Source organism: Imperialibacter sp. EC-SDR9, from assembly GCF_902498805.1.
Taxonomy (GTDB): domain Bacteria; phylum Bacteroidota; class Bacteroidia; order Cytophagales; family Cyclobacteriaceae; genus Imperialibacter.
In genome coordinates, this window is record NZ_LR701588.1 from 25,670 (window position 1) to 48,071 (window position 22,402).

Genomic DNA, 22,402 nt, shown 5'->3' on the forward strand with positions numbered 1-22,402 from the left:
CCAAAGCCACCCTCCCACGATAAACACATCCCTGTTCTATGAACTCCACAAGAGTATAACTGGTTAATCACTTGCATGGCTTCAATTTCTAAGCCTTTTAACGTTCTGAAATTGCCAAATATTCATTTGTCAAGCTCCAAACTATGGATATTATATTTTTACGTATAATTACGTAATTATTTATCTATAATCTACGTAATTTAAGTGTTAGTACGTACTTTTACATGAAAGACGTACAGCATGAGAAAAATCTACCTATTCCTATTCATTTCCTGCCTGGCTGCTATTGAGGTTAGTGCCCAATTCAGTATTGGCGGAGAGGTACGACCACGTACAGAGTATCGCCATGGTTTTAAGACCCTGGCCAGCGAGGATGCCAAAGCGGCATTCTTTACCGAGCAGCGCTCCAGACTCTATTTTGACTACAAGTCTGACAAGGTATCGGCCAAAATCACCCTCCAGGATGTCCGCCTTTGGGGCGGCGCCACTCAGGTGTACAAATCCGATGCAGCACTAACCAACGTGTATGAAGCCTGGGGGCAGTACAATTTCACGGATGCCCTTTCCATCAGGGTCGGTCGGCAGGCGCTGGATTACGACAACGCCCGCATTCTGGGCAACCTGGGCTGGGCTGCCCAGGGCAGGTCACACGATCTGGCACTCTTTCAATGGCAAAAAAATCAGTCGAAGTGGCACGTTGGTGCAGCCTTCAATCAAGAAGACGTGTTGTCTCCCTCCGAACCTGGCAGACTGAAAAACACCTACTACTTCCTGGGCGGAAACTACAAAACCATGCAGTTTTCCTGGTTTAATCAGGCTTTCGAATCCGGTAATGTGTCTTTTCTTGTGCTCAACAACGGGGTGCAATCTGCTGTTGATTCGGTAGTCTATTTCAGCCAAACAGCCGGAGCATATGCAGTTAAAAAACTTGGGAAGGTAAGCCTGAGTGGTGAAGCTTATTATCAGTTTGGCAAGAATCCGGCAGGCAAGTCCATAGGTGCCTTCCTACTGGCTGCCAACATTACCTACCCTGTGGGAAAGACACCAGTCACTTTGGGTGTCGACTACCTGAGCGGAGCATCCTCCACCAGAAGCAAAGACAATGCCTTTAACCCGCTTTATGGTACTCACCACAAGTTCTATGGGTACATGGACTACTTCTACGTGGGCAACGGGCACAGCAACGTGGGTATCAAAGACCTTTATCTAACAGCTAAATTCAAACTCTCTGAAAAAGGAGCACTTGAAACCGGCGTTCACCAGTTCATTAGCGGTTCTGAGATTCCATCAGCTGATAACAGTTCCTACAAAACCAACCTTGGTACTGAGCTTGATCTGGTTTTCAGCCAGGCCTTTAGTAAAGATGCGCTTTTGCATGTCGGCTATTCCCAAATGATGGCCTCCTCCAGCATGGAAATCATTAAGCCTGGGGGTAGCAGCAGTGCTTTTAACAACTGGGCATGGGTCATGCTGACCATCAAGCCTACTTTCTTCGAATCTGCCCCCTGACCTATTCATACAATCAATTCATCCATTCAAAAAGAAATGACCATGAGTATCATGACAAAATCAAATAAGGCAACCCGGATTGATATGTTCAATTTCAGTTCGGTTCAAATGCGCACATTTCATCTTACCTGGCTGGCCTTTTTCCTTTGCTTTTTCGGCTGGTTTGGTTTGGCCCCTATGCTGCAAATCGTTCGAGACGACCTTGGCATCACCACCGACCAAATTGTAACCACTAATATGGTGGCAGTAGCCTCCACCGTCTTCATGAGACTGTTTGTTGGCTGGCTTTGCGATAAAATTGGACCACGTATCACCTACACCTGGCTGCTGGTGTTGGGTTCTATCCCTGTGATGCTGGTAGGCCTTTCTCAGAGCTACGAGCAGTTCCTTATCGCCCGTATGTTCATCGGAGCTATTGGTGCCTCATTTGTCATTACCCAATTTCACACCTCGGTGATGTTCGCTCCTAACGTGGTGGGCACCGCCAATGCCACAACTGCTGGCTGGGGCAACCTGGGCGGCGGCGTAACACAACAGGTAATGCCCTTCGTTTTCGCAGGAGCGCTGGCTTACTTTGGTTCTGAGCACCTCGCCTGGCGCTACGCCATGATAGCCCCCGGCTTTCTATTGTTGGTAATGGGCTTTGTTTACTACAGATACACAAAAGACACACCTGAGGGCAACTACTCAGAAATAGAAGAGAAGGTAGCTCACTCAAAATCAGGCAACAGTGGTAAAGTTTTCAAAGAGGCATTGAAGGACTACAGAGTTTGGGCTTTGTTTCTCATCTACGGAGCTTGCTTCGGTGTGGAGTTGATCGTGAATTCAAAAGCAGCACTCTACTTTGCCGATTATTTCACCATGGATCTGAAGACTGCCGGATTGATTGCCGGCCTGTTCGGCCTGATGAATCTTTTCGCTCGCTCATTGGGAGGAATGCTAGGTGATAAGTTTGGCAAAAGCAACGGTCTCAAAGGCCGTGTAAAATGGCTCTTTGTTTCCCTTTTCTGCCAGGGAATTGCTCTTGTGATATTCTCACGGATGGGCACAATACCAACCATTATTGGCTCGCTGCTGGTTTTCAGCATCTTTGTCCAAATGAGCGAAGGAGCCACCTTTAGCGTGGTGCCATTTGTCAACAAAAAGGCTTTAGGCGCAGTATCTGGCATTGTTGGCGCTGGCGGTAACGCCGGTGCAGTAGCAGGCATGTTCCTTTTTAAGAAAGAGCTCACAGGTCTTGAGTGGCCTGAGTCGTTTATGATCCTGGGCTTCATTGTGGTGGCGGTATCGTTTACAGTTTTCGCCGTCAAATTCTCGCCCGTCATGGAAAAGGAAGCAGAAAAAGAAATGGAGGAATTACTTGCTTCTGTAAAGGAGACTCAGTTGAGTCCGAAACGTGTACCCGCATAACTTTTCATACTACTGAATTGGTTAAAAGGAACCCTGGGGCGGCGCAAATTGGAAATGGAAACCTGCCGCCCCACTGTTCCCTTTTTCTTTGACCCTTTAGATTGACTCTTATGAAAGAATCTACAGATAAAGTCTTTAAATCAACCTGCTCCTATTGTGGTACGGGGTGTGGCGTAGAAGTATCTGTTGACAAAAGAGGAAGGCTGAACTTAACTGGTGATGCTAGTCACCCGGTGAACAAGGGCATGCTCTGCTCTAAAGGAAGGAACCTCCATTATACTGTTTCCGATCACTCCGATCGCCTCCTCTACCCTCAAATGCGGTGGAGCAAATCGCACCCCATGCAAAGAACAGACTGGGACACCGCCATTGGCAGAGCGGCTGCGGTGTTCAAGTCTTTAATTGCTAAATACGGCCCTGACTCCGTAGGTTTTTATGTATCGGGCCAATGCCTGACCGAAGAATATTACCTTGTCAATAAGTTGACCAAAGGCTTTATTGGCACCAACAATATTGACACAAATAGCCGCTTGTGCATGAGCTCAGCCGTGGCAGCCTATACGCAAAGCCTTGGCGAAGACTCAGTGCCGATCTCCTATGAAGACATCGAACTGGCCGACTGCTTCCTAATCGCAGGCGCCAATCCGGCCTGGTGCCACCCCATCCTTTTCCGCCGACTTGAACAACACAAAGAACAACACCCTGACATTAAAGTAATCGTTATCGACCCAAGGGTCACCGATTCGTGTAGCCTGGCTGACCTGCATATACAACTCCGGCCAGGCACCGACACGGTCCTGCTTCACGCTATAGGCAGATGCCTGATTGAAAATGGCGATATCGATCTAGAATTTGTTCAGAACCATACCGACGGATACGAAGACTACAAACAAAAAGTACTTAGCACCTCTCTGGAAGAAGCTGCCAATATTTGCGACGTTCCGCTGGAGCAAATCAAGCAGGCCGCCAGCTATATTGGCAATGCTACTGGCTTTATTACCATGTGGGCCATGGGGCTCAACCAAAGCACCGAGGGGCTGAGTAAAAACCTGGCGCTGATCAACCTGAACCTCGTCACAGGCCATGTAGGTAAACCAGGTTCGGGGCCCTTCTCACTCACTGGTCAGCCCAATGCCATGGGAGGCCGGGAAGTGGGCGGCATGGCAACCCTTCTAGCCTCGCACAGGAACCTACTGAACCCTGAACACCGAAAAGAGGTGGCCGCCTACTGGGGCGTCGACCATATTTCGGACAAGCCGGGCAAAACCGCCACGCAGATGTTCGAAGCGTTGCGAAGCGGCGAAATGAAAGCCATCTGGATCATTTGCACCAACCCCGTGGTGAGCATGCCCGATGCCCGCCTCGTGGATGAAGCACTGAAGAACGCTCGCTTTGTGGTGGTGCAGGACATCTCCACTCAGTCGGACACCTTGCAGTATGCGGATCTTGTGTTGCCTGCTGCTGGCTGGCTGGAAAAAGAAGGCACGATGACCAATTCCGACCGGCGCATAAGCCACCTGAACAAAGTGGTGCCCCCACCTGGAGAAGCTTTGCCTGATAGTGAAATCCTGATCCGCTTTGCCAGGCAAATGGGCTACCATGGTTTCGACTACGAAAATCAGGCTGAAATATACGCCGAGCACTGTAGCATGACCCGTGGCACCAAAATCGACATTTCGGGACTCAGCTATGAAAGGCTGAAAAAAGAGGGCTCCTTTCAGTGGCCCGTTCCCGACTCGGTTCACCCGGGCACGCCCAGGCTTTTTACCGACAGACAGTTTTATACTGCATCGGGCAAAGCGCAGATCAAATCTGATGCACCCACCAATCTTACCGAGGAGCCAACGCCTGATTATTCCCTCATCCTCACCACAGGCCGCATCCGTGACCAGTGGCATACCATGACCCGCACCGGAAAAGTCAACAAGCTGAAGCAGCACATCGACAAGCCTTTTCTCGAAATTCACCCTCACGATGCAGCAGAAAGAGGCATCAAAGAAGGAATGGCCGTAGACATTGAAAACAGCAGGGGCAGCGTGCAAGTGGTGGCCAAACTGACAGATACTATCAAAAAAGGGGTCGTTTTCCTGCCTATGCACTGGGGCAAAACACTGCAAAAAGACCTCACAAGGGCCAACAACCTGACGTCATCTGCTTTTGACCCCACCTCCAAGCAACCCGGGTTCAAGTTTTCAGCGGTAGAGGTAAAACCGCATAAAAAACCAGCACAGAAAATTGTCATTGTCGGTGCTGGGGCTGCCGCCTACCGCTTCATCAACACACACCGGGAGCTCAACCTGGATGACGAAATCCATGTATTTTCAAAGGAAGAATTTCCGTTTTATAATCGTGTATTGCTGCCTGAATACATCAATGATCAAAAGCAGTGGGAAGACCTTCTCAAATTCAAAATCGGAGAATTTGAGCAACTCAACGTGCATTTGCATCAGTCAAACAGCATTGAAAGCATTGACCCGGCACTCAAGATGGTCGCTGACCAGTTTGGCGTGAGTCATAGCTACGACACCCTGGTGATGGCCACTGGTAGCAGGGCGTTTGTACCGCCCGACGTACCTATACACTTACCTGGCATCTTTACCATGCGAGACCGTCGCAATGCCGATGAGCTGAAAGCCACCGTGGGCGAAGGCAACCATGTAGTAGTAGTGGGCGGTGGATTGCTTGGCCTGGAGTTGGCGGCAGCTCTTGCTGAAGTAAAAATCAAGGTGAGCATTATCCAACTCTCATCCCGGCTGATGGAACGCCAGTTGGACAGCCTTGCCAGCAATTTATTGAGGCAGGAAATTGAAAACATGGGCATACAGGTATACACCAACGATCAGGTGCAGTCGGTAGAAAGAATAAATGAGCAGTGCCTGGAGGCCAAACTAAAAAGCGGTAAGAGCCTTATCAGCCACGCTATTGTGTATGCCATTGGAACCAGGCCCAATCTGGAGCTGGGCAAAGAAGCCGGCCTTGAGTGCGGCCGGGGTATCAAAGTCAACGATTACATGCAAACCAGCGACCCGAGCATTTACGCCCTGGGAGAAATAGCGGAGCATGAAGGGCAGCTCAATGGCATTACCGCCGCCGCCGAGAAACATGCAGACGTGCTGGCTCACTACCTCAATGGGGACCTTAACAGCCGGTTCACAGGCTGCACGCCGATGAACATCTTGAAAATGGCCGATGTCTCGCTGTGCTCCATAGGCATGGCGGAAGCACCTGAAAATGACCCCGCCTATGATGAAATACTGCTTGTAGACAAAGGCCTCTCCTACTACAAAAAGTGCATCATCCATCACGACAAGCTGGTGGGCGTGATCCTCATGGGCGACAAGGCTGAGTTTGCTGAGTTCAGAGAATTAATAGAAAATGGCACTGAGCTGTCGGACAAACGAAAAAGCTTGCTGCGGTCGGGCTCGCAAAAGGAAGCTGTGCTGGGCAAACTGGTGTGCAGCTGCAACAATGTTGGCGAAGGCAATATCAAAAAAGCGATTGCCGGTGGCTGCAGCGATTTAGCCTCCCTTTGCAAAGCAACCGGCGCAGGGCTCGGCTGCGGCAGCTGCAAACCTGAAGTAAAAAACATCCTGAATCTTGAGGCTATTCCTGCCGAAGTTCTAAATTGACCAAGAGTGCAAGAAACAATGGATAAACTCAATCTGGTAAGGGTATTTGTAAAGGGTGGCATTATTTCGCCTGGCGACTTTTTGAAGATCATTCAAACTGCCAGCCATTTGGGCTCTTCGTATATCCACTTTGGGTCGAGGCAGGACATTCTGTTTCCTGCGGACACATTCGATCAGGGCTATCTTGATAAAACGTTCGCTTCCATTCAAACAGACTACGAAATCAACGCCAATCAGTACCAGAACATAGTAACCTCCTACGTTTCTCTCGACGTAATGCCCCGAAGAAGCTGGCTAGCGCCGCATATTTACCACTACATACTCGACTCGTTTGACTACCGGCCAGGCTACAAAATCAACATTGTTGACCCCAGCCAAAGCATGGTGCCGCTGGTTTCCGGTCAATTCAATTTCATTGCATCAGGTATCGAAAACTACTGGTATTTGTACCTCAGGTCCGATGAAATGGGTAGCAGGCCCTGGGCGGCACCCAGCTCGATTTATGGCTATGACATAGCGAAGATGGCCAGAGCACTGGAAGAAGCCAGAAACGAAAAAGGAAACATATCCTTTGAAAGCCTGTACCACACTGCCATAGAACGAGTAAAAATTAACACACAACCTGTAAAAGAATCCCTGGTTTATCCTGATGTCAACTTCCCTTACTACGAAGGGTTCAACCGTATACCCGATGGAAAATACTGGCTGGGGCTTTATTGGCGAAACAATCAATTTGACATCAAGTTTTTGAAAGCGCTTTGCCAGCGATGTATCGAAACAGACATAGGAAAGATCAGCCTGTCGCCATGGAAATCCTTCATTCTTAAGGGCATTGAAGACAAACATCGGATTGGCTGGGAGAAACTGCTGGGCAGGTATGGCATCAACATGCGGCACTCATCGCTGGAGTTGAACTGGCATATTCCCGTGCTGGATAAAGAAGCCATGGAACTGAAAAGTTTTCTGGTTCGGGAAATGGACAAGATGGACATCAGCACTTATGGCCTCACGTTCTCCATCGTATCCTCCAAAAACGTGACGCTATTTACCTCTGTGGTCATCGAAAGAAATGAAGCAGTGGGCGAAGTGCCAACATACAATATCCAGTTCTCCAAAGACTTCAACCCCAACCTGATGGAGTACCAGTACTTTGTGAAAGACATCACAAAGGAAATCATCCCTCCGCTGCTGCTGGAGCTTAGCTACATGTACTACGAGCAATTGGATGAAAAGAGCAATGAAAGAAAAAAAGAGATCAAAGTAGAGCTTTCAGATGCAAAGTCGCACTACCAATGCGAAGAGTGTTTTACTATTTATGATGAAGTGCTTGGAGATGTGGAGCAGGGGATTCCTGCTGGCACATCATTCAAGGCACTCTCTGATGATTATTCATGTCCCACCTGTGGTGCCTCGAAGAAGAAGTTCAGGCTATCTTCTTGAGAAAGTGAGCCGTAGTTGCATTTTAAAGCCTTGGTCGACAGTCTTTTTTGGTCGCTTCCGCCAAAAGCACCTTTGCACCCATATGAACAAGTCGCTGTGTGAGTTATAAGTCTACTTTTTTACCCCCTTGCCAAAGAAAGTCGGGGAAGACTTTCTCGTATCAACAGCCGCAACATCATTATTTCATTAGCAACAATTGCTTTTACCACCCTCCTGAATTGAAGGACATGCATTAGTACCATAACTGCAATACACACAGCAATCGCCGGCTTTGGGCTTTAGCACTTCGTGACAGCTTTCACATTCATAGAAGAATTGACAAGCGTCAGTGGGCATCGTCTCTTCCTTTTGGTGCCCGCAGACAGGGCAGGTTAGTATAGATTGTAGTTCGATTTCTTTTTCCATGATTTCAATTATCTTTTTCCCTTGGCTCAATGTATAACGTTGCTTTATAAGAAGTTTTCTTCTCAATAGCTGCTATCAGTTCTGAAGGTTTGGTCTTTTTATCGTCGTATTTAATAATAGCAATATCCCCTGGGTACTCTACATGGTTGTCGAGTACACCTTTCGTTTCCTGCAATCTTTGAAAACGTGGGTTGCACAGCCTGCACATGTCAAGCCAGTAATCTTCAGCTTCACCTCTGCTTCGTTCTTTGAAGTCGGGCTCTCGTCGGGAGTAGTTTGTCCGTAAACGGAAAGTCCTATCATTCCCATCACGACAACAGCTAGTACTATCTTTTTCATTTTCAGCATTATTCGTTTATAACTTGTTTATTGGTCACTATATAGCCCGTTTCAACTTCCACAGCCTTAGCTAGTTCTTCTAAATTCACTTTTGATTGATCGAATTTCACCGTAGCTATTCCTGTTTCATACGATGACGTGGCCTCCAATACCCCTGGGCTTTGTGTAAGTGCATGATTTACGCTGTGCTCACATCCCGTGCAGGTCATTCCCTTTACAATCAGATGAGCTTCTTTTATGTCATTTTCCTTCACAACAACGATCTGACTGGTTGGTTGATCAGAAAAGAAGATGCCAGAGTAAGATGGAAAGGCCATCACAACAATGGCAAAAAGGGTCACGATTCCCAGAAATTTTTTCGATTGCCAGAAAGAGGGCTTTTCCTCTTCCTCACAGGCGCAGCCTATTTGTTCCTGCACTCTGGGTTTGAGCTTTTGATACCAGGCGAAAGCAAGTACAGCCACTGTAAGACCTATCAGGTAGGGCCGCAAAGGCTCCATCCATGAAAAAGTAGAGGCAATACCGCCAATTCCCGCAAGCACAGAAAAGACGGGGGTGATACAACACAACGAGGTAGTAATGGCCGCCAGCAGGCCAATACCCGCAGTTTTGGATGATTTTGCAGCGCTCATGATTCAACTGTTCTTTTAGAAGTAGAAAGAATATCAAAAACAGGCAATAATAATTCAGTGGACTGGGCAACCAGCGAATAAAAGACCGTTTGACCAACTTTCTTGTCCACTACAAGGCCTCCGTCTTTGAGCTTTCGCAAGTGCTGCGAAACTCCGCCGACTGAGATTTCTAAAATGTCACTCAAATCACAAGGGCACATCTCGCCTTCCCGCTTTAGTAAATAAAGAATTTTGAGACGAGCAGCGTTGCCGGATAAATTAAAAAGCCTGGTCAAATTTTTAAGGGTACCTTCCAGCTCATTTAGTTCATCCTTGCATTCTTGAATTTGGACGTGATCCGCTAATACCCTGATACACGTGTTGCTCATACGTTTTAATGTTTTAGTATATACTTAAACACTAAGATAGAAAGAGGGTTTCAATATTTTAGTAAAAACTAAAATACTATTATCCGCTGGTCATATTCTTACCAAAGATTAAAGCACAGTTAGGGGTAGCAGGAGGTCGGCTGCTATGCAAGTTCACTAGCATGAACTCACGCCATTTTTGCGCATTCAAATAAATACTCAAATATGAAATGGATTACCTCTACATCTATGCTGGCGGCAGACTGAAGTTATTTCATACTCCGCCTCAACAACTGCGCATTGATAGCGACTATCACAGTGCTCAGACTCATGAACACGGCACCGATGGCCGGACTTATTACAAACCCAGGAATAAAGCCTGTCGCCAAAGGCAAAGCGATAACATTGTAGCCTGTGGCCCATGCCAGGTTTTGCATCATCTTCTTATAAGTAGCCCGCCCAAAAATTACCAGGTTGGCAATGTCCTTTGGATTACTGTTTACCAAAATGATATCAGCTGTCTCTGCTGCCACATCCGTTCCTGAGCCCACTGCGATACCAACGTTGGCTTGAGCAAGCGCTGGGGCGTCGTTCACTCCATCGCCGGTCATTGCCACAAAGTGCCCTTCCTTCTGCAGCTTCTTAATGATGTCGACCTTTTGGTCAGGCAGCACCTCGCTGTAATAGCCATCGAGGCCCAACTTATCACTGACCGCCTTCGCCGTCTTTTCATTGTCACCTGTGGCCATGAACAGCTTCATTCCGTTCGCTCTAAGCGTTTTGATGGCCTCAGCACTTTCCTCCCTTATTTTATCCGACAAAGCTATAAACCCAACCAGTTTGTCTTCCCTGATCACGAATACGATCGTTTCAGCAGCGTCAGAGCCAGCCTCTTTCGGAATATCAATATTCTTTTCTCTTAAATAACCCGGGCTTACTACTTTCCAGTTTTTGCCGTCAACACTTCCCTGAATGCCTTTCGATGTCAGCGACTCAAAACTCTTTACATCCTTCAGTTTCAGCTTTGCTTCTTTGGCTGCCTTCACGATGCCCTGCGCAATAGGGTGCTCGGAACTTTGCTCCAACGACGCTACGGCGGTCATCAAATCTTCTTTCTTCAGGTCACTGCTCAAGCTTTCGAACCTTGAAACACCGAATTCACCTTCGGTAAGAGTGCCTGTTTTATCAAAAACAAAGGCAGTAATCTTTCTTGCATTTTCAAAGGCAGTTCTATTTCTGATCAGCAAGCCCTTGCCTGCCGAAACAGCCGTGGAAATGGCGACTACGAGAGGAATGGCCAATCCCAATGCGTGTGGACAGGATATTACCATCACGGTCACCATGCGCTCCAGGGCATAGTCCATTGGCTTGCCCATGGCCAACCATACGATGAGCGTAATCGCACCGGCGCTTATGGCCACATATGCCAGCCACTTGGCGGCCGTATTGGCCAGGTTCTGCGTTTTAGACTTCGCCTTTTGTGCGTCCTGCACAAGTTTAATCACCTTATTGAGGTAGCTCTCCTCCCCCGTCTTTTCTACCTTTACTTTGAAGGACTGATTGCCATTCACAGATCCCCCAATGACCTGATCGCCTTTTGCCTTCTTAGCTGGCTTGCTTTCGCCAGTCAGCATGCTTTCGTCCAGGTAGCTCTCGCCCTCCACTATGATACCATCAGCGGGAAGCTTTTCGTTGGCCTTAATGAGTATAATGTCATTCTTCTTTAGTTCAGACACTTTCACGTCCATCACATGATCGTCGTGAACAAGGTGCGCCTCCGCTGGCATCATTTGCACCAGAAGCTCCAGCGCACGGGAAGCGCCCATCACTGACTTCATCTCTATCCAGTGGCCCAACAACATGATCACAATCAGCGTTGCCAGCTCCCAGAAAAAGTCCTTTCCCTCCAAACCGAATACGACGGCCGAGCTATACCCATAGGCCACTGTAATGGCCACTGCAATCAGTAGCATCATACCAGGAGCCTTTTCCTTTACCTCATCAACAAGCCCTTTCAGGAAAGGCCAACCCCCGTAGAAGAAAATGAGCGATGACAGTCCAAATAAAACATATTGATCTCCTGCAAAACCGAATTCAAATCCCAACCACTCCTGAATCATTTTGGATAGTGCCAAAATAGGAACGGTAAGGACAATCGACACCCAGAACCTCTTCTTGAAGTCCTCTATCATGTGGGTGTGGTGACCGTGGTGGTCCGAACCGCTGTGTTTAGAATGTTCGTGAGCATGATGCTCTTGATTGCTAGTATGATGATGATGTTCCATTGTGCTGATTTTAAGTCTGTTACTATTTGTCGCTGAACTCCAGAGTCACACCCAGTTTTTCCCACGTCATGGTAATAGCTCCCTTGCCATCGCCTTTGTCCTCAATATTATAGTTAAGCCTTTCCTGGAGCGGAAGATCAGTTTGAGGTACCACTTCAACACGTACCACGTCTTCGGCTGCGGAATAATCATCTGCTAAATGCTGTTCCCAATTTCTATTGATAATTATCTGCCAAGAGTCCTTACCAGGAATGGTGAATAAGGCATATTTTCCTTCGGGCACAATTTCGCCACCTATTTTCACCGCCTTCGAAAAAGTGACGCTGGTAGCACTGTGAGCACCCGTCACCCACACTTCATTGAAAGGCACAAGGCCTCCCCATATCACCCGTCCTCTGGCTCCGGGAGCGTGGTATGACATAGAAACGTGCACGCCTCCCACCTGTCCATGGGCTTCCTTGGGGATGCTTTTTTTCAGGGTATCCACCGAAGCAACTACAGGTTCGGTGGCGTGGTGCTGGTGCTCATCCGTGGAAGATTTCTTTGACTCGCAGGCGGCTGTTAGCAGCACCAGCGCTAATAAAAGATAACTTAGGTTTTTCATGATGGTTTGTTTATTTTATAAGTTAAATCAATGATTAATTACTAAGTGAAAACTTTATAAGTCTGTCTGAGCATTGCTACCCGGCTGTAGCTGCTACGAGCAGCGCACCAGGCACTTCGCACAACTATACAATTTCAAAGTTGAGCATCATGCCATCATCCTCATGCTCCAGATTATGGCAATGAAATACAAATTCACCAGGCGTATCTGGGAAAGTCATAATAAGTCTGACCTTTTCCTTCGGTAAGATCAAAACGGTGTCCTTCCATCCTTTCTCCGAGGGGATAATACCATTCCTCCCCCCGGTTCTTGACAATATTTGAAACTGAACTGCGTGTATGTGGATCGGGTGTATTTCATCGCCTGCATTGTCAAACTCCCAAATTTCCGTGGCCCCGGCTTTCACTGTCTCGTCAACTCTGCCTCTCTTATAAGACTTTCCATTGAAAGTATGCATAGCTCCACTGCCCATCATCCCCATCCTGTTAATCTCAAAGTTCCTGACTTTAGTTACTTGATTTTCAGGAATCTTGTCGATGACCGAAAGAGAGCCGGGTGGCTGAAAGGTGTCACCGCTTGATGCCCCGATAATAAATTTCATGATTTTGAAGCTCTCGGCTCCTTGCGACGATCCCCCATTGAACTTTTTGCTTTCCAAATAGACTTCAGAGCCTACTGGTTCTGCCGAAAAATCTACCAAAACGTCCAGTCGCTCGCCAGTGCCAAGCAAGACTTCATTGACATCTTCAGGCGCACCAAGCAGACCACCATCGCTCCCAATTATTTTCATGCCCAAATTGGGGCTCAGAGCAAGGTTATAAACCCTTGCAGTAGATCCATTCAATATCCTGAACCGGTACCACCTCCCCTGAACTTCGTGAAAAGGTGATACTACGCCGTTTACAGTGATCGTCTGACCAAAGTACCCGGCCATCGTCTCCATTATAGACGGGTCATAGACCAATTTACCTGCCTTCAGCCTTTTGTCCTGAATGATTAGTGGAACCTCAAAATAGCCAGCGGGAAGCCCGAGCGCCAGCTCCTCGTCATCATTGATAATAAGCATTCCGGCCAGGCCATTATGCACTTGCCTTGCAGTGGCGCCATGCGGATGCGGATGATACCAGTGGGTTCCGGCTCTTTGATCAATTGGAAAACTGTATTGAAATGATTCTCCAGCTTTTACAATGTCGACAGGATTGCCATCCATGTTAGCTGGCACCTTCAATCCATGCCAGTGTACGTTTGTTGGCTCGGATAGAGCGTTTTGCACGCTGGCAGTAAGCATCTCGCCCCTAAAAGCCCGAATGGTTGGGCCGAGAATATTGTTCCTATAGGCGAACGTGCTGGTTGTTTTGCCTTCTAAAATGCTGGTTCTTTGGCTACCTGGGCTCAAATCAAGAGACGCTCCAGCTTCTTCCGGCAATGGCAATGGCATATCAAACCCAGTGTCTACGATGCCTGCATTTCCATCCCTGTCATGGAACATGCAGTTCTGAAGAACCATGGGTAGAACCACAGAACCAGCGGAAAGCTTTACAAAATGTCTTCTCTTCATACCACGTGATAATTTAAAAGTTTCTTTTCGGCCCTTTTAAGCTTTTTACTTTTTCGCACATACGTATCCGCAGAGTCACGACAATGGCATCCTATTTAAGTTCGCTGCCTTTGATGCTTGTTTCAATGGCCGAAATACTCAAAAGAATTCAAGTACTTCAGCCTTTAAAAACAACCTAACCAGTGGCGATTGAGCATTTGAATGATCAGTTCTATGTATGATCATTATTAGTTTTGGCCTGTCCCTTATTCAATCGTCTCCTTCACGCTGCCGCAGGAAAGCATCTTGCTCCCGTAGTAAGGATTCTTTATTTCCTTGTCGTTAGAAAGCCAAGAACCCTTGGCCATAGGACAATAATCCAAATAGATAGTGCCCATTGAAAGCTTAGCTCCCTTCACCAGGGCAGTCATCTCATTGCTTAAGCCCACAAAAGCTTTGCGCCGGTCATCCAGCGTAGCAGCCTTGGCTACTTTGGCTGCTTCGGCAAGCGCAGACTTACTATTGTCTACCGCTGCCAGTGACTTTTGAAGTCCAGCTGCCGCAGTGGCTGCGCTTTTTGATTCGGAAGCCACCAATGCCTCTTTCAATTGAATATATGCGCCATAGGCAAGACCCATATTCTGATCTTCAAACATTGGTGCCATTTGTTTACTTGTTGCCTTTTCAGCGGTGCCACTGGCGTGGTCGTGTTGTGCACTTGCACAAAGGCTTAACAAAGCCATGCTGAGTATTAGAATTGACTTTTTCATATTAATAGATTGTTGATGTAGCCATCTGCCACATGTATGTGTGACAGTTGATAAATAAATTTTGTGGAAATAATATGGAGGGGAGCACGTATACCCGAGAGTATTTTGGCGCTAACTTAAAACTCCCAAATTGATCAGGGGCCTAAATAAGAAATGACTGAACGAGCACTTGAATATCTCGATCTATCAATGGGGGAACGTATTCATTGGTGGAACGCTGACTGCTTCTTTCCGCCGCCAAAATAAGTGAGGTAAAAACTACCTGTGTGGCATAGCTGGAGGCAGGAATATCAACAGACATGGTGCTTTTCATATCCGTTTGAGCCTCTACTAGCTGGCTGAAATCAGAGCAGCAATCGCTCCTTTTCAGGTTTCCGCCAGGGTTGTGATTGTCGGAAGCACACCCCGGGTTTTCATTCATTGAGCAAGCCGAAGCGTCAACAAAAAAAGCTACACTTTCAACTCTTCCACCACATAAATGTGTGTTGATGGTGAAACTCATTGAGCTCAAGAGCACAATGCAGGAAAAGAGTATTGCAAATATTTTTCGGAACGGTTGCATGCGTCGAAAAAACGCACACAAGCTAAAAAAAGTTTTCCAGTAGGTAAGAATAAACTTTGCAGTGCAATGAACGGCTCATTCAAACCGTTCCGAAATATGACTTTACCGGCCAACATGCCCAGTCGGCGTCAAAGCGTGACGCAGAAGTAGTTGTACCAGGCATATTGTACAAAAAACTATCTCCCTGGTAGGTCATTGATCACAAAGTTATGATCATTTTCCCCAATTGTTGGCCTAACGCCATTCTTTCGAAAGCCTTATTAATGTCTTCGAGGCCAAATAGGCTGTCAACTACTGGGTGTAGCTTGTGGACGCCAAAGAAATCTATCATTGCCCGGAACTCCTCATCGTTTCCTATAGACGATCCATGAATAGATAGCTGCTTCCAAAAAATGGTGCTTGGATTCAACTGGGTGATTTTTCCAGCCGTTCTACCAAAAAGGACAATTCTGGCACCTGGATTGGCTAATTCTATGAGGGCTGCAAAGCCTGTTCCGGCCGCACTATCGATGATAATATCAAATCCTCCGGCCAATGCCAGCAGCTTTTTGTCCCAACCAGATTCCTTGTAGTTGACACCAGCTTTGGCCCCAAGACTGACCGCCATTTGAATTTTCTCTTCGCTGCCTGAGGTAACATAGGCGTTGGCACCAGCTGCAATGGCGAATTGCAAGGCAAACAGAGCGGCCCCTCCGCCTACTCCCGTGACCAACACGTTACTTCCTGTTTCGGGTTCCCCTCTTGTAAAAAGGGCCCGGTAAGCAGTAAGCCCTGCCAGCGGTATGGCTGACGCCTCGTCGAAGTCCAGATGCGAAGGTTTTTCATAAACGTACTCAACGGGTATACTGATATACTTGGCGAATGTTCCATTTCGAGGAAAACCGAGAATTTGATAATCGGGCCCCTGTACTCTTGGATTGCTCCCCCAGTTCAACGAGGGATTGATCATTACCGCTTTACCGATCCATGCACTCGCCACACCAGCCCCAACTTCTGCCACTTCACCAGCCCCATCCGACCCCATAATGACTGGGGACAGGCTAACGATGCTCCTCTCCCGCATCGACCAAAGTTCATGATGATTGATTGATGCCGTTTTTAGTTTAACCAGCACTTCGCCTTTGGCGGGTGCAGGGGTTTCCATTTCGGCCACCTCCAGCTGATATGATGCCTGATTAAGTACAGCTGCTTTCATGCGTTTTGAGTTTTATTATTGAATTCCAGAAAAAAAAACACCCTTTTTTGAGAGTGGTTTTCGAAAGTTACCTAAGAATGTCCTGAGCGCCTTGCGGCAAAATACGTCCCCAATCTCCAACAATGCCTGTCACCGACACCGTCCCCCGTGGAAGCAGATGGCTGCTGAAATACGCATGACTGTAAGTGGTAACAATAGCCCCTGATGTCTCAGAAATCAGCCCCCAGCTACCCTCAAACGTTCTTACTCCGTCAGCTTCCCGAAATGTAGCACCTGTAACGGTCACTCTCATGCCTGCATAGTTGCCCGTGTGCAACTGCTCAAAAGTAATGACCTTCGGAGCCATCGTTTGGTTATGCTGCAGTACCTGGCCAAGCATGTCGTGCACATCGATCATTCCTTTTTGGCCATTGTAAATATTACCGGTGGCATTTTTCAGATTGATTCGGACCCTGTCGCCTGTTTTCAGGAAGTTTCTCACAGAAAAGCGAAGCATTATGCCGCCCGTTTCGTCCTGAATATAGACAGTTCTATTGTCCAGCACATTTTCACCTGATGTAATCACACCTTCAATAAAATAATCGGTCGACATCCAAAATTGACCATCAAACTCATCGAAGTAGTTTCTTAACTCAGCAATGCTGTGTACTTCACTGATTGGCTCCTTATCATTTTCTTCGATCCTTACCGCCAATTGCAAAATCTCTCCTTTTTCAAGTCTGCCCGTGGTTGCATCAATGCTGAAGGTCATGTCAAAGGTACCTAATACCAACGCATCATCGGCTGGGAAGATGGTGAACTGAACAGCGCTTGCACCGGGCAAAACCTCTATTTCAATCTTATTTTGAACAGCTACTGGCACAGTAGTGAAATGAGTCCCGTAATTGCGACCGTCGGGTGCGTCAATCACAAGCGTTACCGTTTCCTTTTCAGTCAAAGGATTGGTCAGCTTGAGATTAACAGCATAGCCATTCTCTTCGTACTCTGAAAGGTGAAGGAATACGTCCTCGAAATTGATTCTGGCTCCCGCTGGCTCTTCGGGCAATTCCAAAAGCTTTACATTTGACGTTGCCTTACTGCCAATCAAATAGCCTTGCGACACGTTGGCCACGGTGAGAGTGATTGTCGATTCGTCCCTCTTGTTGTCATTTTTCAGCCTGTGCACTGTGAAAATGTTTGTGCGCATTACCTCCTGAAAGTCGATTCTCACCACGCCGTTCACTGCCGCTGGCTTGGTAAAGAAGTCCTCACCATATACCGCATCGCCAAACAATTTGATAAAAACAGTGCCGTCAGATGACGCATCAGCGCTTAAAGCCACTACCACCTGAACAGAATCGCCTACCTCAGCAATGTTGTGGGTAGTGTTTAAAAATTCGACCGACACGGCTACCGGACCTGGTTCCTGATCGTCGTCTTTGGAACAGCCAAACAGCGTTGCACCAATGGCAACAGCATAAAAAAATGATTTTAAAAAATGAGTCTTCATTGAATTTTGAGTTTTACCTTTAAATGATGTGTTGTTGAAAAAAGCGTATAATTATCCTGCAAATCCGACTAAGGAAAAAATCAACTACCAAAGGATAACGAGCTCACGGCCAGCCGAATCGCCGGAAAAAAGCACTCCTATCCCTGCCATCATCTTCAAATGATGGTTTTTTAAATTCGTACGTGTTGGTTAATACAATAACTGGAAAGCCCGTACTTAGTAGGTCAGCGACAATCCACCGCCCCACTTCATGTCGCTGTCGTAGTGTGTGGAAAGTGACCAGTACTTGGTAATAATATATTTGGCCCCAACGCTGTATTCCATGTCAGTGTTCCATACGCCCCAAAGTCTGACTCGGGAAGAAACAGGTATGTCTTCACGAGCGAACTGGATGCGAACGTTCCCTGTGTGGTCGACCCTAAGGTCTGTTTTTACAAACCAGGGCAGCGTGTATTCCAGGCCAAAGCATATTACGCTTCTGTTATCCTTTGTGTTGCGAATTCCAAAAATATTTTTTTCATCGCCGTCCACCGATCTGCTGCGGACATCCCAACCGGCATAGGGCATAAAGAATTGGTTTCTACCAATATACCTCCCAATATGACTCTCAGATTCTTGCCCTGTGGTTTGATTGAACCCAAGCCGCCACTCCGTTTGTAGCGACCAGCGGGTATTGGCCACCCAAACCTCACCATCGCTCCCATTACTTTCAAGACTAATTTCTGCGCCGGAATAGAAGCGCCGGTCATCTTGATACACCTTTCGAAGGGCCTTCTTTGGGTTGCCCAGGTCAGGGTTTACTGGACTGCCTTCGTAGGAAAATATCCTGCCCATGCCCGACATCATATGGTAAAGAATATGGCAATGAAAGTACCAGTCTCCATACTCTTCAGACGCATGGAACTCGATGGTATCGGTTTCCATAGGCAAAATATCCAGTACCGTTTTCATTGGCGAGTAGGCACCTTGCCCGTTCAGGGTTCTGAAAAAATGGCCATGCAGGTGCATTGGATGCCGCATCATTGAGTTATTGTAGATCACAATGCGCACATTTTCACCTTTCCGGATCAGGATTTTGTCTGTTTCGGAAACAGTCTTGTTATCAATTGACCACACATACCTATTCATGTTGCCAGTAAGCTCAAATTTTAGCTCACGGGTGGGCACATCGGGCAAAGTAGTTTCCACAGGTGACTTCAACATGCTGTAGTTGAGGGTAACGGTAGGCTCGCTGCTGTCCACAATCTCGGGGTACATCACAGTGTTCATGTCCATTTGCTGCAAGCTCATGTTCATGCCCATGTCTTCCATTTTGCCACCTACGGTCATCATGTCGTTCATCATTTTCATCCCTTCAAAGTACTTGAGCCGTGGCATCGCTCCAGCAGGTACTTCGTTGCCCTCACCCAGCCAAAGAGAGGCGCTTTTGGTGCGGTCTTCCGAGGTGGCAAGGAATTCATATTTTCCAGAGTCTGGAATGGTGACGACTACATCGTAGGTTTCTGATACGCCCACAATCAATCGGTCTACCTCCACCGGCACTACGTCGGCCCCGTCGTTGGCAACTACCGACATCTTGCCGCCAGAAAATTTCAGCCAGAAGTAGGTTGAAGAACTGCCGTTGATAATCCTGAGCCTCACCTGTTCACCTGCGGCAAAAGAGGCCTCCTGCGCTGGAAGCCCATTAAGTAACACTCTTTCATAATACACGTCGCTTACGTCCATGGCCATCATCCGCTTGAATTCGTTGCCGAATTTCGTGCCCAGGTGATGGGCTTTGCCAGCCTCCCAATAACTCTGGGCAGCACCCTTTTTTATAGCATACCAATCGGTCGCATTGTGCAGGGATCTCTCAATCTGATGGGGGTTTTCATCGCTCCAGTCGCTGAGCAGCATGGTATATTCCCGCATCGGGTCAGCCTCTCTCTTGCTGACAATGAAAGCCCCATACATGCCGAGTTGCTCCTGCAGCATGGTGTGCGAATGGTACCAATAAGTGCCGCTCTGCACAATAGGGAAACGAAAAATATGGGTACTCATGCCCTTGATCGGCGTGGTGGTGAGGTACGGAACTCCGTCCTGCTCGTTTGGCAGTATCAAACCATGCCAGTGGATGGATGTTTCATGGTGCATTTTGTTGTGCACATGAATTTCAGCTGTATCGCCTTCGGTAAAATGCAGTGTCGGTGCTGGTAGCTGACCGTTGATGGCTATGGCCATTTTTGCCTTGCCGGTGTAATTTACCACCGTATCGGTGACGGTCAGGTCATATCTCACCAGCTGTTGCGTAAATGCCGACCCAAACCCCGCCAAACATGCTAAAAATAACAGCAGTTTCTTCATCAGTCTATTCGTTGATCTTGTCGTCCACTTTGCCACAGCCAAGCATCTGACTTCCATAAAATGGATTCCGAATAGCCGCCTCTGCGCTTAGCCAATAGCTCTGTTTCATGGGACAGTAGTCATAGAAAACCGTTCTGCCTATTGCGTCAGATCCTTTGACCAATGGCCACAGTTGCTGCGAAAGTGCAGCAAGGCCAGCTCTTTGCTTTTCAACCTCCTTTGCACCTGCAATGACCTGTGCCTGCTTTAGTAGCTCAGCGCTCACTACTGAAAACGCTTTCTTATCGGTCTCACTCAGCGTCGCTAAGTCGACTGTCGTAATTGTTGCCACTAGCTGACCAGCGCCAGTCGACGCTTGCTTAACGTCACCTTTTACAAGGGCTTGCTTCACCACCAGATAGTCATTAAGCATCTGGTTCATTGATCCGCTTTGAGCTGAAAGGCTGCCCACAGAAAGGGCAGCCCCCAGCAAGAATAGCATCGCTTTCATCGTGATTAGCTGATTACTTCTGCTACGTAGCCTGCTTTTTGAATAGCCTGGCTAATCTGCTCAGACGTAACTCCTTCAGCATGAACCGTAAGAATTTTCTCAGGATTCTTAAGATCAACTTCCCATTTTTCAGCGCCAGCTGCTTCATTAAGGAAAGGGGTCACCTTTTCGATACACCCAGTACACTTGATGTTTGATTTGAACTTTAATGTTTCCATTTTATTTTGAATTTAAATTGTATTGTAAAATTAACTTGTTTGTGATTCGGGATCGTTACACAATTCCCGGCTTGTATTTCATAATTCAGGTGTAGGAAAGCGTGATAGCCTCTGAGCCTGGTTTTCCGGAGCAAAGAAGCACATATCCCTCCTTGAGTTGACTGTCTGTAAGGGCATAGTTTTCAACCATATTGACTTTGCCTGAGAGCAGCTTTACTTTGCACGCTCCGCACATGGCCTCCTTGCATGAATGTGGAAGCTGTAGTCCTTTATTGAGCCCTGTTTGCAGAATGAACTCATCGCTTGATAGCTCCAGAGAAAACGATTCAGCCCCCTTCAAAAAAGTAACCTCAGACCTTCCCGCATTTGGTTCTGCTTCAAATTGGCTCAAAGCAACTGTGGGCTGATACGACTCACTGTACACTTTACTCAGGTCAAAATTCAGCGCTTCAAGGTCCTTCAATATGGCTTGCATCATCGCCTCAGGGCCACATAAATAGATTTCAGTTGCGTCACTATATCCGCTGTCTAAAAAGGCAGCCAGCCTGGCTTTATTAATATAGCCCTGATGCACATTGTCCACCTGGCGATTGGCTTCCCACTTTTGCAAAAAATGAATCACGCTGAACCTGCCGGGGTTTTGCGCCTCCAGCTCATCAAGCTGATCCCCAAATATGACGGTATCAGGCTCCTTGTTAGAATAAAGCAGGGTGACCAGCGGCGGCGCTTGCTGCTGAGATTTGGAATTAAGAATCGTCTTGATCATGGAAAAAAGGGGGGTAATTCCGCTTCCTCCTGCGATGAAGATCATGTGCTTGACAGGACTACCTTCATTTCTCAGCCCAAACCTGCCTGCTGGCTCACTTACGGTGAGCGAATCACCTTGCCCCACCGTTTCAACCAGCTGCCTGCTCAGGCGTCCACCGGCCATCTTTTTGATGGTTACTGAGGGCCGTTCACCAGCCAGGGGTGATGAAGAAAAAGAGTATGACCTACTGATCGTTTCATTGTCTACTTCACCATAAATGTTAATGAACTGACCTGGTGAATAATTGCGTAATGAAGGATGGTTTTCAAATTGTAAAGTGATGGCATCCCTGGTCTCACGAATAACTTTGTGGATTTTGACGCTGTTTTCCATGATAAAAAATGTTTGTTGGAGCAGACTCTTCCAAGCCCGGCATCATTTGATGCCGGC

19 protein-coding genes are annotated in these 22,402 nt (G+C 47.4%); 4 read left to right on the plus strand and 15 right to left on the minus strand.

From position 1 onward, the window contains the following. Positions 1-240: 240 nt before the first annotated feature. The 4 genes from GC130_RS15830 to GC130_RS15845 all read left to right on the plus strand — a co-directional run bounded on the left by GC130_RS15830 (position 241) and on the right by GC130_RS15845 (position 7,988). The gene (locus tag GC130_RS15830) at positions 241-1,509 is read left to right on the plus strand and encodes an alginate export family protein (RefSeq protein WP_151999311.1); all 1,269 of its coding nucleotides are present in this window, start codon (positions 241-243) and stop codon (positions 1,507-1,509) included. Between the two features lie 51 nt (positions 1,510-1,560). Continuing rightward, a complete protein-coding gene (locus GC130_RS15835) occupies positions 1,561-2,919 on the plus strand; it encodes a NarK family nitrate/nitrite MFS transporter (RefSeq protein ID WP_193217881.1) in 1,359 nt (452 codons plus the stop codon). Positions 2,920-3,029: 110 nt separating this feature from the next. Further along, the gene (locus GC130_RS15840; RefSeq protein WP_151999313.1) at positions 3,030-6,548 is read left to right on the plus strand and encodes a nitrate reductase; all 3,519 of its coding nucleotides are present in this window, start codon (positions 3,030-3,032) and stop codon (positions 6,546-6,548) included. Positions 6,549-6,566: 18 nt separating this feature from the next. Beyond that, on the plus strand, positions 6,567-7,988 hold the full coding sequence (locus tag GC130_RS15845) for a rubredoxin (RefSeq protein ID WP_151999314.1): 1,422 nt from the start codon (positions 6,567-6,569) through the stop codon (positions 7,986-7,988). Positions 7,989-8,174: 186 nt separating this feature from the next. On the opposite strand, the gene GC130_RS28890 is transcribed toward GC130_RS15845, so the two are convergent. From GC130_RS28890 to GC130_RS15920, 15 genes are all read right to left on the minus strand, one after another. Beyond that, the gene (locus GC130_RS28890) at positions 8,175-8,393 is read right to left on the minus strand and encodes a GDCCVxC domain-containing (seleno)protein (RefSeq protein ID WP_151999410.1); all 219 of its coding nucleotides are present in this window, start codon (positions 8,391-8,393) and stop codon (positions 8,175-8,177) included. 138 nt (positions 8,394-8,531) lie between these two features. Next, the gene (locus tag GC130_RS15855; protein WP_151999315.1) at positions 8,532-8,732 is read right to left on the minus strand and encodes a hypothetical protein; all 201 of its coding nucleotides are present in this window, start codon (positions 8,730-8,732) and stop codon (positions 8,532-8,534) included. Positions 8,733-8,740: 8 nt separating this feature from the next. Then, a complete protein-coding gene (merTP, locus tag GC130_RS15860; RefSeq protein ID WP_151999316.1) occupies positions 8,741-9,364 on the minus strand; it encodes a mercuric transport protein MerTP in 624 nt (207 codons plus the stop codon). After that, entirely contained in the window at positions 9,361-9,732 is a 372-nt protein-coding gene (locus GC130_RS15865) for a metalloregulator ArsR/SmtB family transcription factor (protein ID WP_151999317.1), read from the minus strand. Before GC130_RS15865 ends, merTP begins: the two co-directional genes overlap by 4 nt. Before the next feature lie 248 nt (positions 9,733-9,980). Further along, complete coding sequence (locus tag GC130_RS15870) at positions 9,981-11,996, minus strand: copper-translocating P-type ATPase (RefSeq protein WP_151999318.1); 2,016 nt, start codon at positions 11,994-11,996, stop codon at positions 9,981-9,983. Between the two features lie 22 nt (positions 11,997-12,018). Further along, positions 12,019-12,600, minus strand: a complete 582-nt coding sequence (locus GC130_RS15875) for a DUF2911 domain-containing protein (RefSeq protein WP_151999319.1) — start codon at positions 12,598-12,600, stop codon at positions 12,019-12,021. A 124-nt stretch (positions 12,601-12,724) separates the two neighbouring features. Beyond that, complete coding sequence (locus GC130_RS15880) at positions 12,725-14,158, minus strand: multicopper oxidase family protein (protein ID WP_151999320.1); 1,434 nt, start codon at positions 14,156-14,158, stop codon at positions 12,725-12,727. 245 nt (positions 14,159-14,403) lie between these two features. Then, positions 14,404-14,907, minus strand: a complete 504-nt coding sequence (locus tag GC130_RS15885) for a DUF3347 domain-containing protein (RefSeq protein WP_226940519.1) — start codon at positions 14,905-14,907, stop codon at positions 14,404-14,406. Between the two features lie 142 nt (positions 14,908-15,049). Then, complete coding sequence (locus tag GC130_RS15890) at positions 15,050-15,409, minus strand: hypothetical protein (RefSeq protein WP_151999321.1); 360 nt, start codon at positions 15,407-15,409, stop codon at positions 15,050-15,052. A gap of 259 nt (positions 15,410-15,668) precedes the next feature. After that, positions 15,669-16,664 carry a zinc-binding dehydrogenase gene (locus tag GC130_RS15895; protein WP_151999322.1) on the minus strand — a complete coding sequence of 332 codons (996 nt, stop codon included), beginning with the start codon at positions 16,662-16,664 and terminating at the stop codon, positions 15,669-15,671. Between the two features lie 67 nt (positions 16,665-16,731). Next, positions 16,732-18,153, minus strand: a complete 1,422-nt coding sequence (locus GC130_RS15900; protein ID WP_151999323.1) for a DUF5689 domain-containing protein — start codon at positions 18,151-18,153, stop codon at positions 16,732-16,734. 216 nt (positions 18,154-18,369) lie between these two features. Continuing rightward, complete coding sequence (locus tag GC130_RS15905) at positions 18,370-20,496, minus strand: multicopper oxidase domain-containing protein (protein ID WP_151999324.1); 2,127 nt, start codon at positions 20,494-20,496, stop codon at positions 18,370-18,372. Between the two features lie 4 nt (positions 20,497-20,500). Further along, positions 20,501-20,986 carry a DUF3347 domain-containing protein gene (locus GC130_RS15910; RefSeq protein WP_151999325.1) on the minus strand — a complete coding sequence of 162 codons (486 nt, stop codon included), beginning with the start codon at positions 20,984-20,986 and terminating at the stop codon, positions 20,501-20,503. A gap of 5 nt (positions 20,987-20,991) precedes the next feature. Further along, positions 20,992-21,204 (minus strand): heavy-metal-associated domain-containing protein, encoded by a 213-nt coding sequence (locus GC130_RS15915; protein ID WP_151999326.1) that lies wholly within the window; start codon positions 21,202-21,204, stop codon positions 20,992-20,994. Between the two features lie 85 nt (positions 21,205-21,289). After that, the gene (locus tag GC130_RS15920; RefSeq protein WP_151999327.1) at positions 21,290-22,345 is read right to left on the minus strand and encodes a flavin reductase family protein; all 1,056 of its coding nucleotides are present in this window, start codon (positions 22,343-22,345) and stop codon (positions 21,290-21,292) included. Positions 22,346-22,402 lie beyond the last annotated feature (57 nt).

Coding starts and splice junctions, on each gene's coding strand:
- GC130_RS15845 (WP_151999314.1), top strand. CDS start 6,567: ATGGATAAACTCAATCTGGTAAGGGTATTTGTAAAGGGTGGCATTATT.
- GC130_RS15885 (WP_226940519.1), bottom strand. CDS start 14,907: ATGAAAAAGTCAATTCTAATACTCAGCATGGCTTTGTTAAGCCTTTGT.
- GC130_RS15915 (WP_151999326.1), bottom strand. CDS start 21,204: ATGGAAACATTAAAGTTCAAATCAAACATCAAGTGTACTGGGTGTATC.
- GC130_RS15890 (WP_151999321.1), bottom strand. CDS start 15,409: ATGAGTTTCACCATCAACACACATTTATGTGGTGGAAGAGTTGAAAGT.
- GC130_RS15880 (WP_151999320.1), bottom strand. CDS start 14,158: ATGAAGAGAAGACATTTTGTAAAGCTTTCCGCTGGTTCTGTGGTTCTA.
- GC130_RS15905 (WP_151999324.1), bottom strand. CDS start 20,496: ATGAAGAAACTGCTGTTATTTTTAGCATGTTTGGCGGGGTTTGGGTCG.
- GC130_RS15920 (WP_151999327.1), bottom strand. CDS start 22,345: ATGGAAAACAGCGTCAAAATCCACAAAGTTATTCGTGAGACCAGGGAT.
- GC130_RS28890 (WP_151999410.1), bottom strand. CDS start 8,393: ATGGAAAAAGAAATCGAACTACAATCTATACTAACCTGCCCTGTCTGC.
- GC130_RS15835 (WP_193217881.1), top strand. CDS start 1,561: ATGACAAAATCAAATAAGGCAACCCGGATTGATATGTTCAATTTCAGT.
- merTP (WP_151999316.1), bottom strand. CDS start 9,364: ATGAGCGCTGCAAAATCATCCAAAACTGCGGGTATTGGCCTGCTGGCG.
- GC130_RS15900 (WP_151999323.1), bottom strand. CDS start 18,153: ATGAAGACTCATTTTTTAAAATCATTTTTTTATGCTGTTGCCATTGGT.
- GC130_RS15870 (WP_151999318.1), bottom strand. CDS start 11,996: ATGGAACATCATCATCATACTAGCAATCAAGAGCATCATGCTCACGAA.
- GC130_RS15855 (WP_151999315.1), bottom strand. CDS start 8,732: ATGAAAAAGATAGTACTAGCTGTTGTCGTGATGGGAATGATAGGACTT.
- GC130_RS15910 (WP_151999325.1), bottom strand. CDS start 20,986: ATGAAAGCGATGCTATTCTTGCTGGGGGCTGCCCTTTCTGTGGGCAGC.
- GC130_RS15895 (WP_151999322.1), bottom strand. CDS start 16,664: ATGAAAGCAGCTGTACTTAATCAGGCATCATATCAGCTGGAGGTGGCC.
- GC130_RS15840 (WP_151999313.1), top strand. CDS start 3,030: ATGAAAGAATCTACAGATAAAGTCTTTAAATCAACCTGCTCCTATTGT.
- GC130_RS15875 (WP_151999319.1), bottom strand. CDS start 12,600: ATGAAAAACCTAAGTTATCTTTTATTAGCGCTGGTGCTGCTAACAGCC.
- GC130_RS15865 (WP_151999317.1), bottom strand. CDS start 9,732: ATGAGCAACACGTGTATCAGGGTATTAGCGGATCACGTCCAAATTCAA.
- GC130_RS15830 (WP_151999311.1), top strand. CDS start 241: ATGAGAAAAATCTACCTATTCCTATTCATTTCCTGCCTGGCTGCTATT.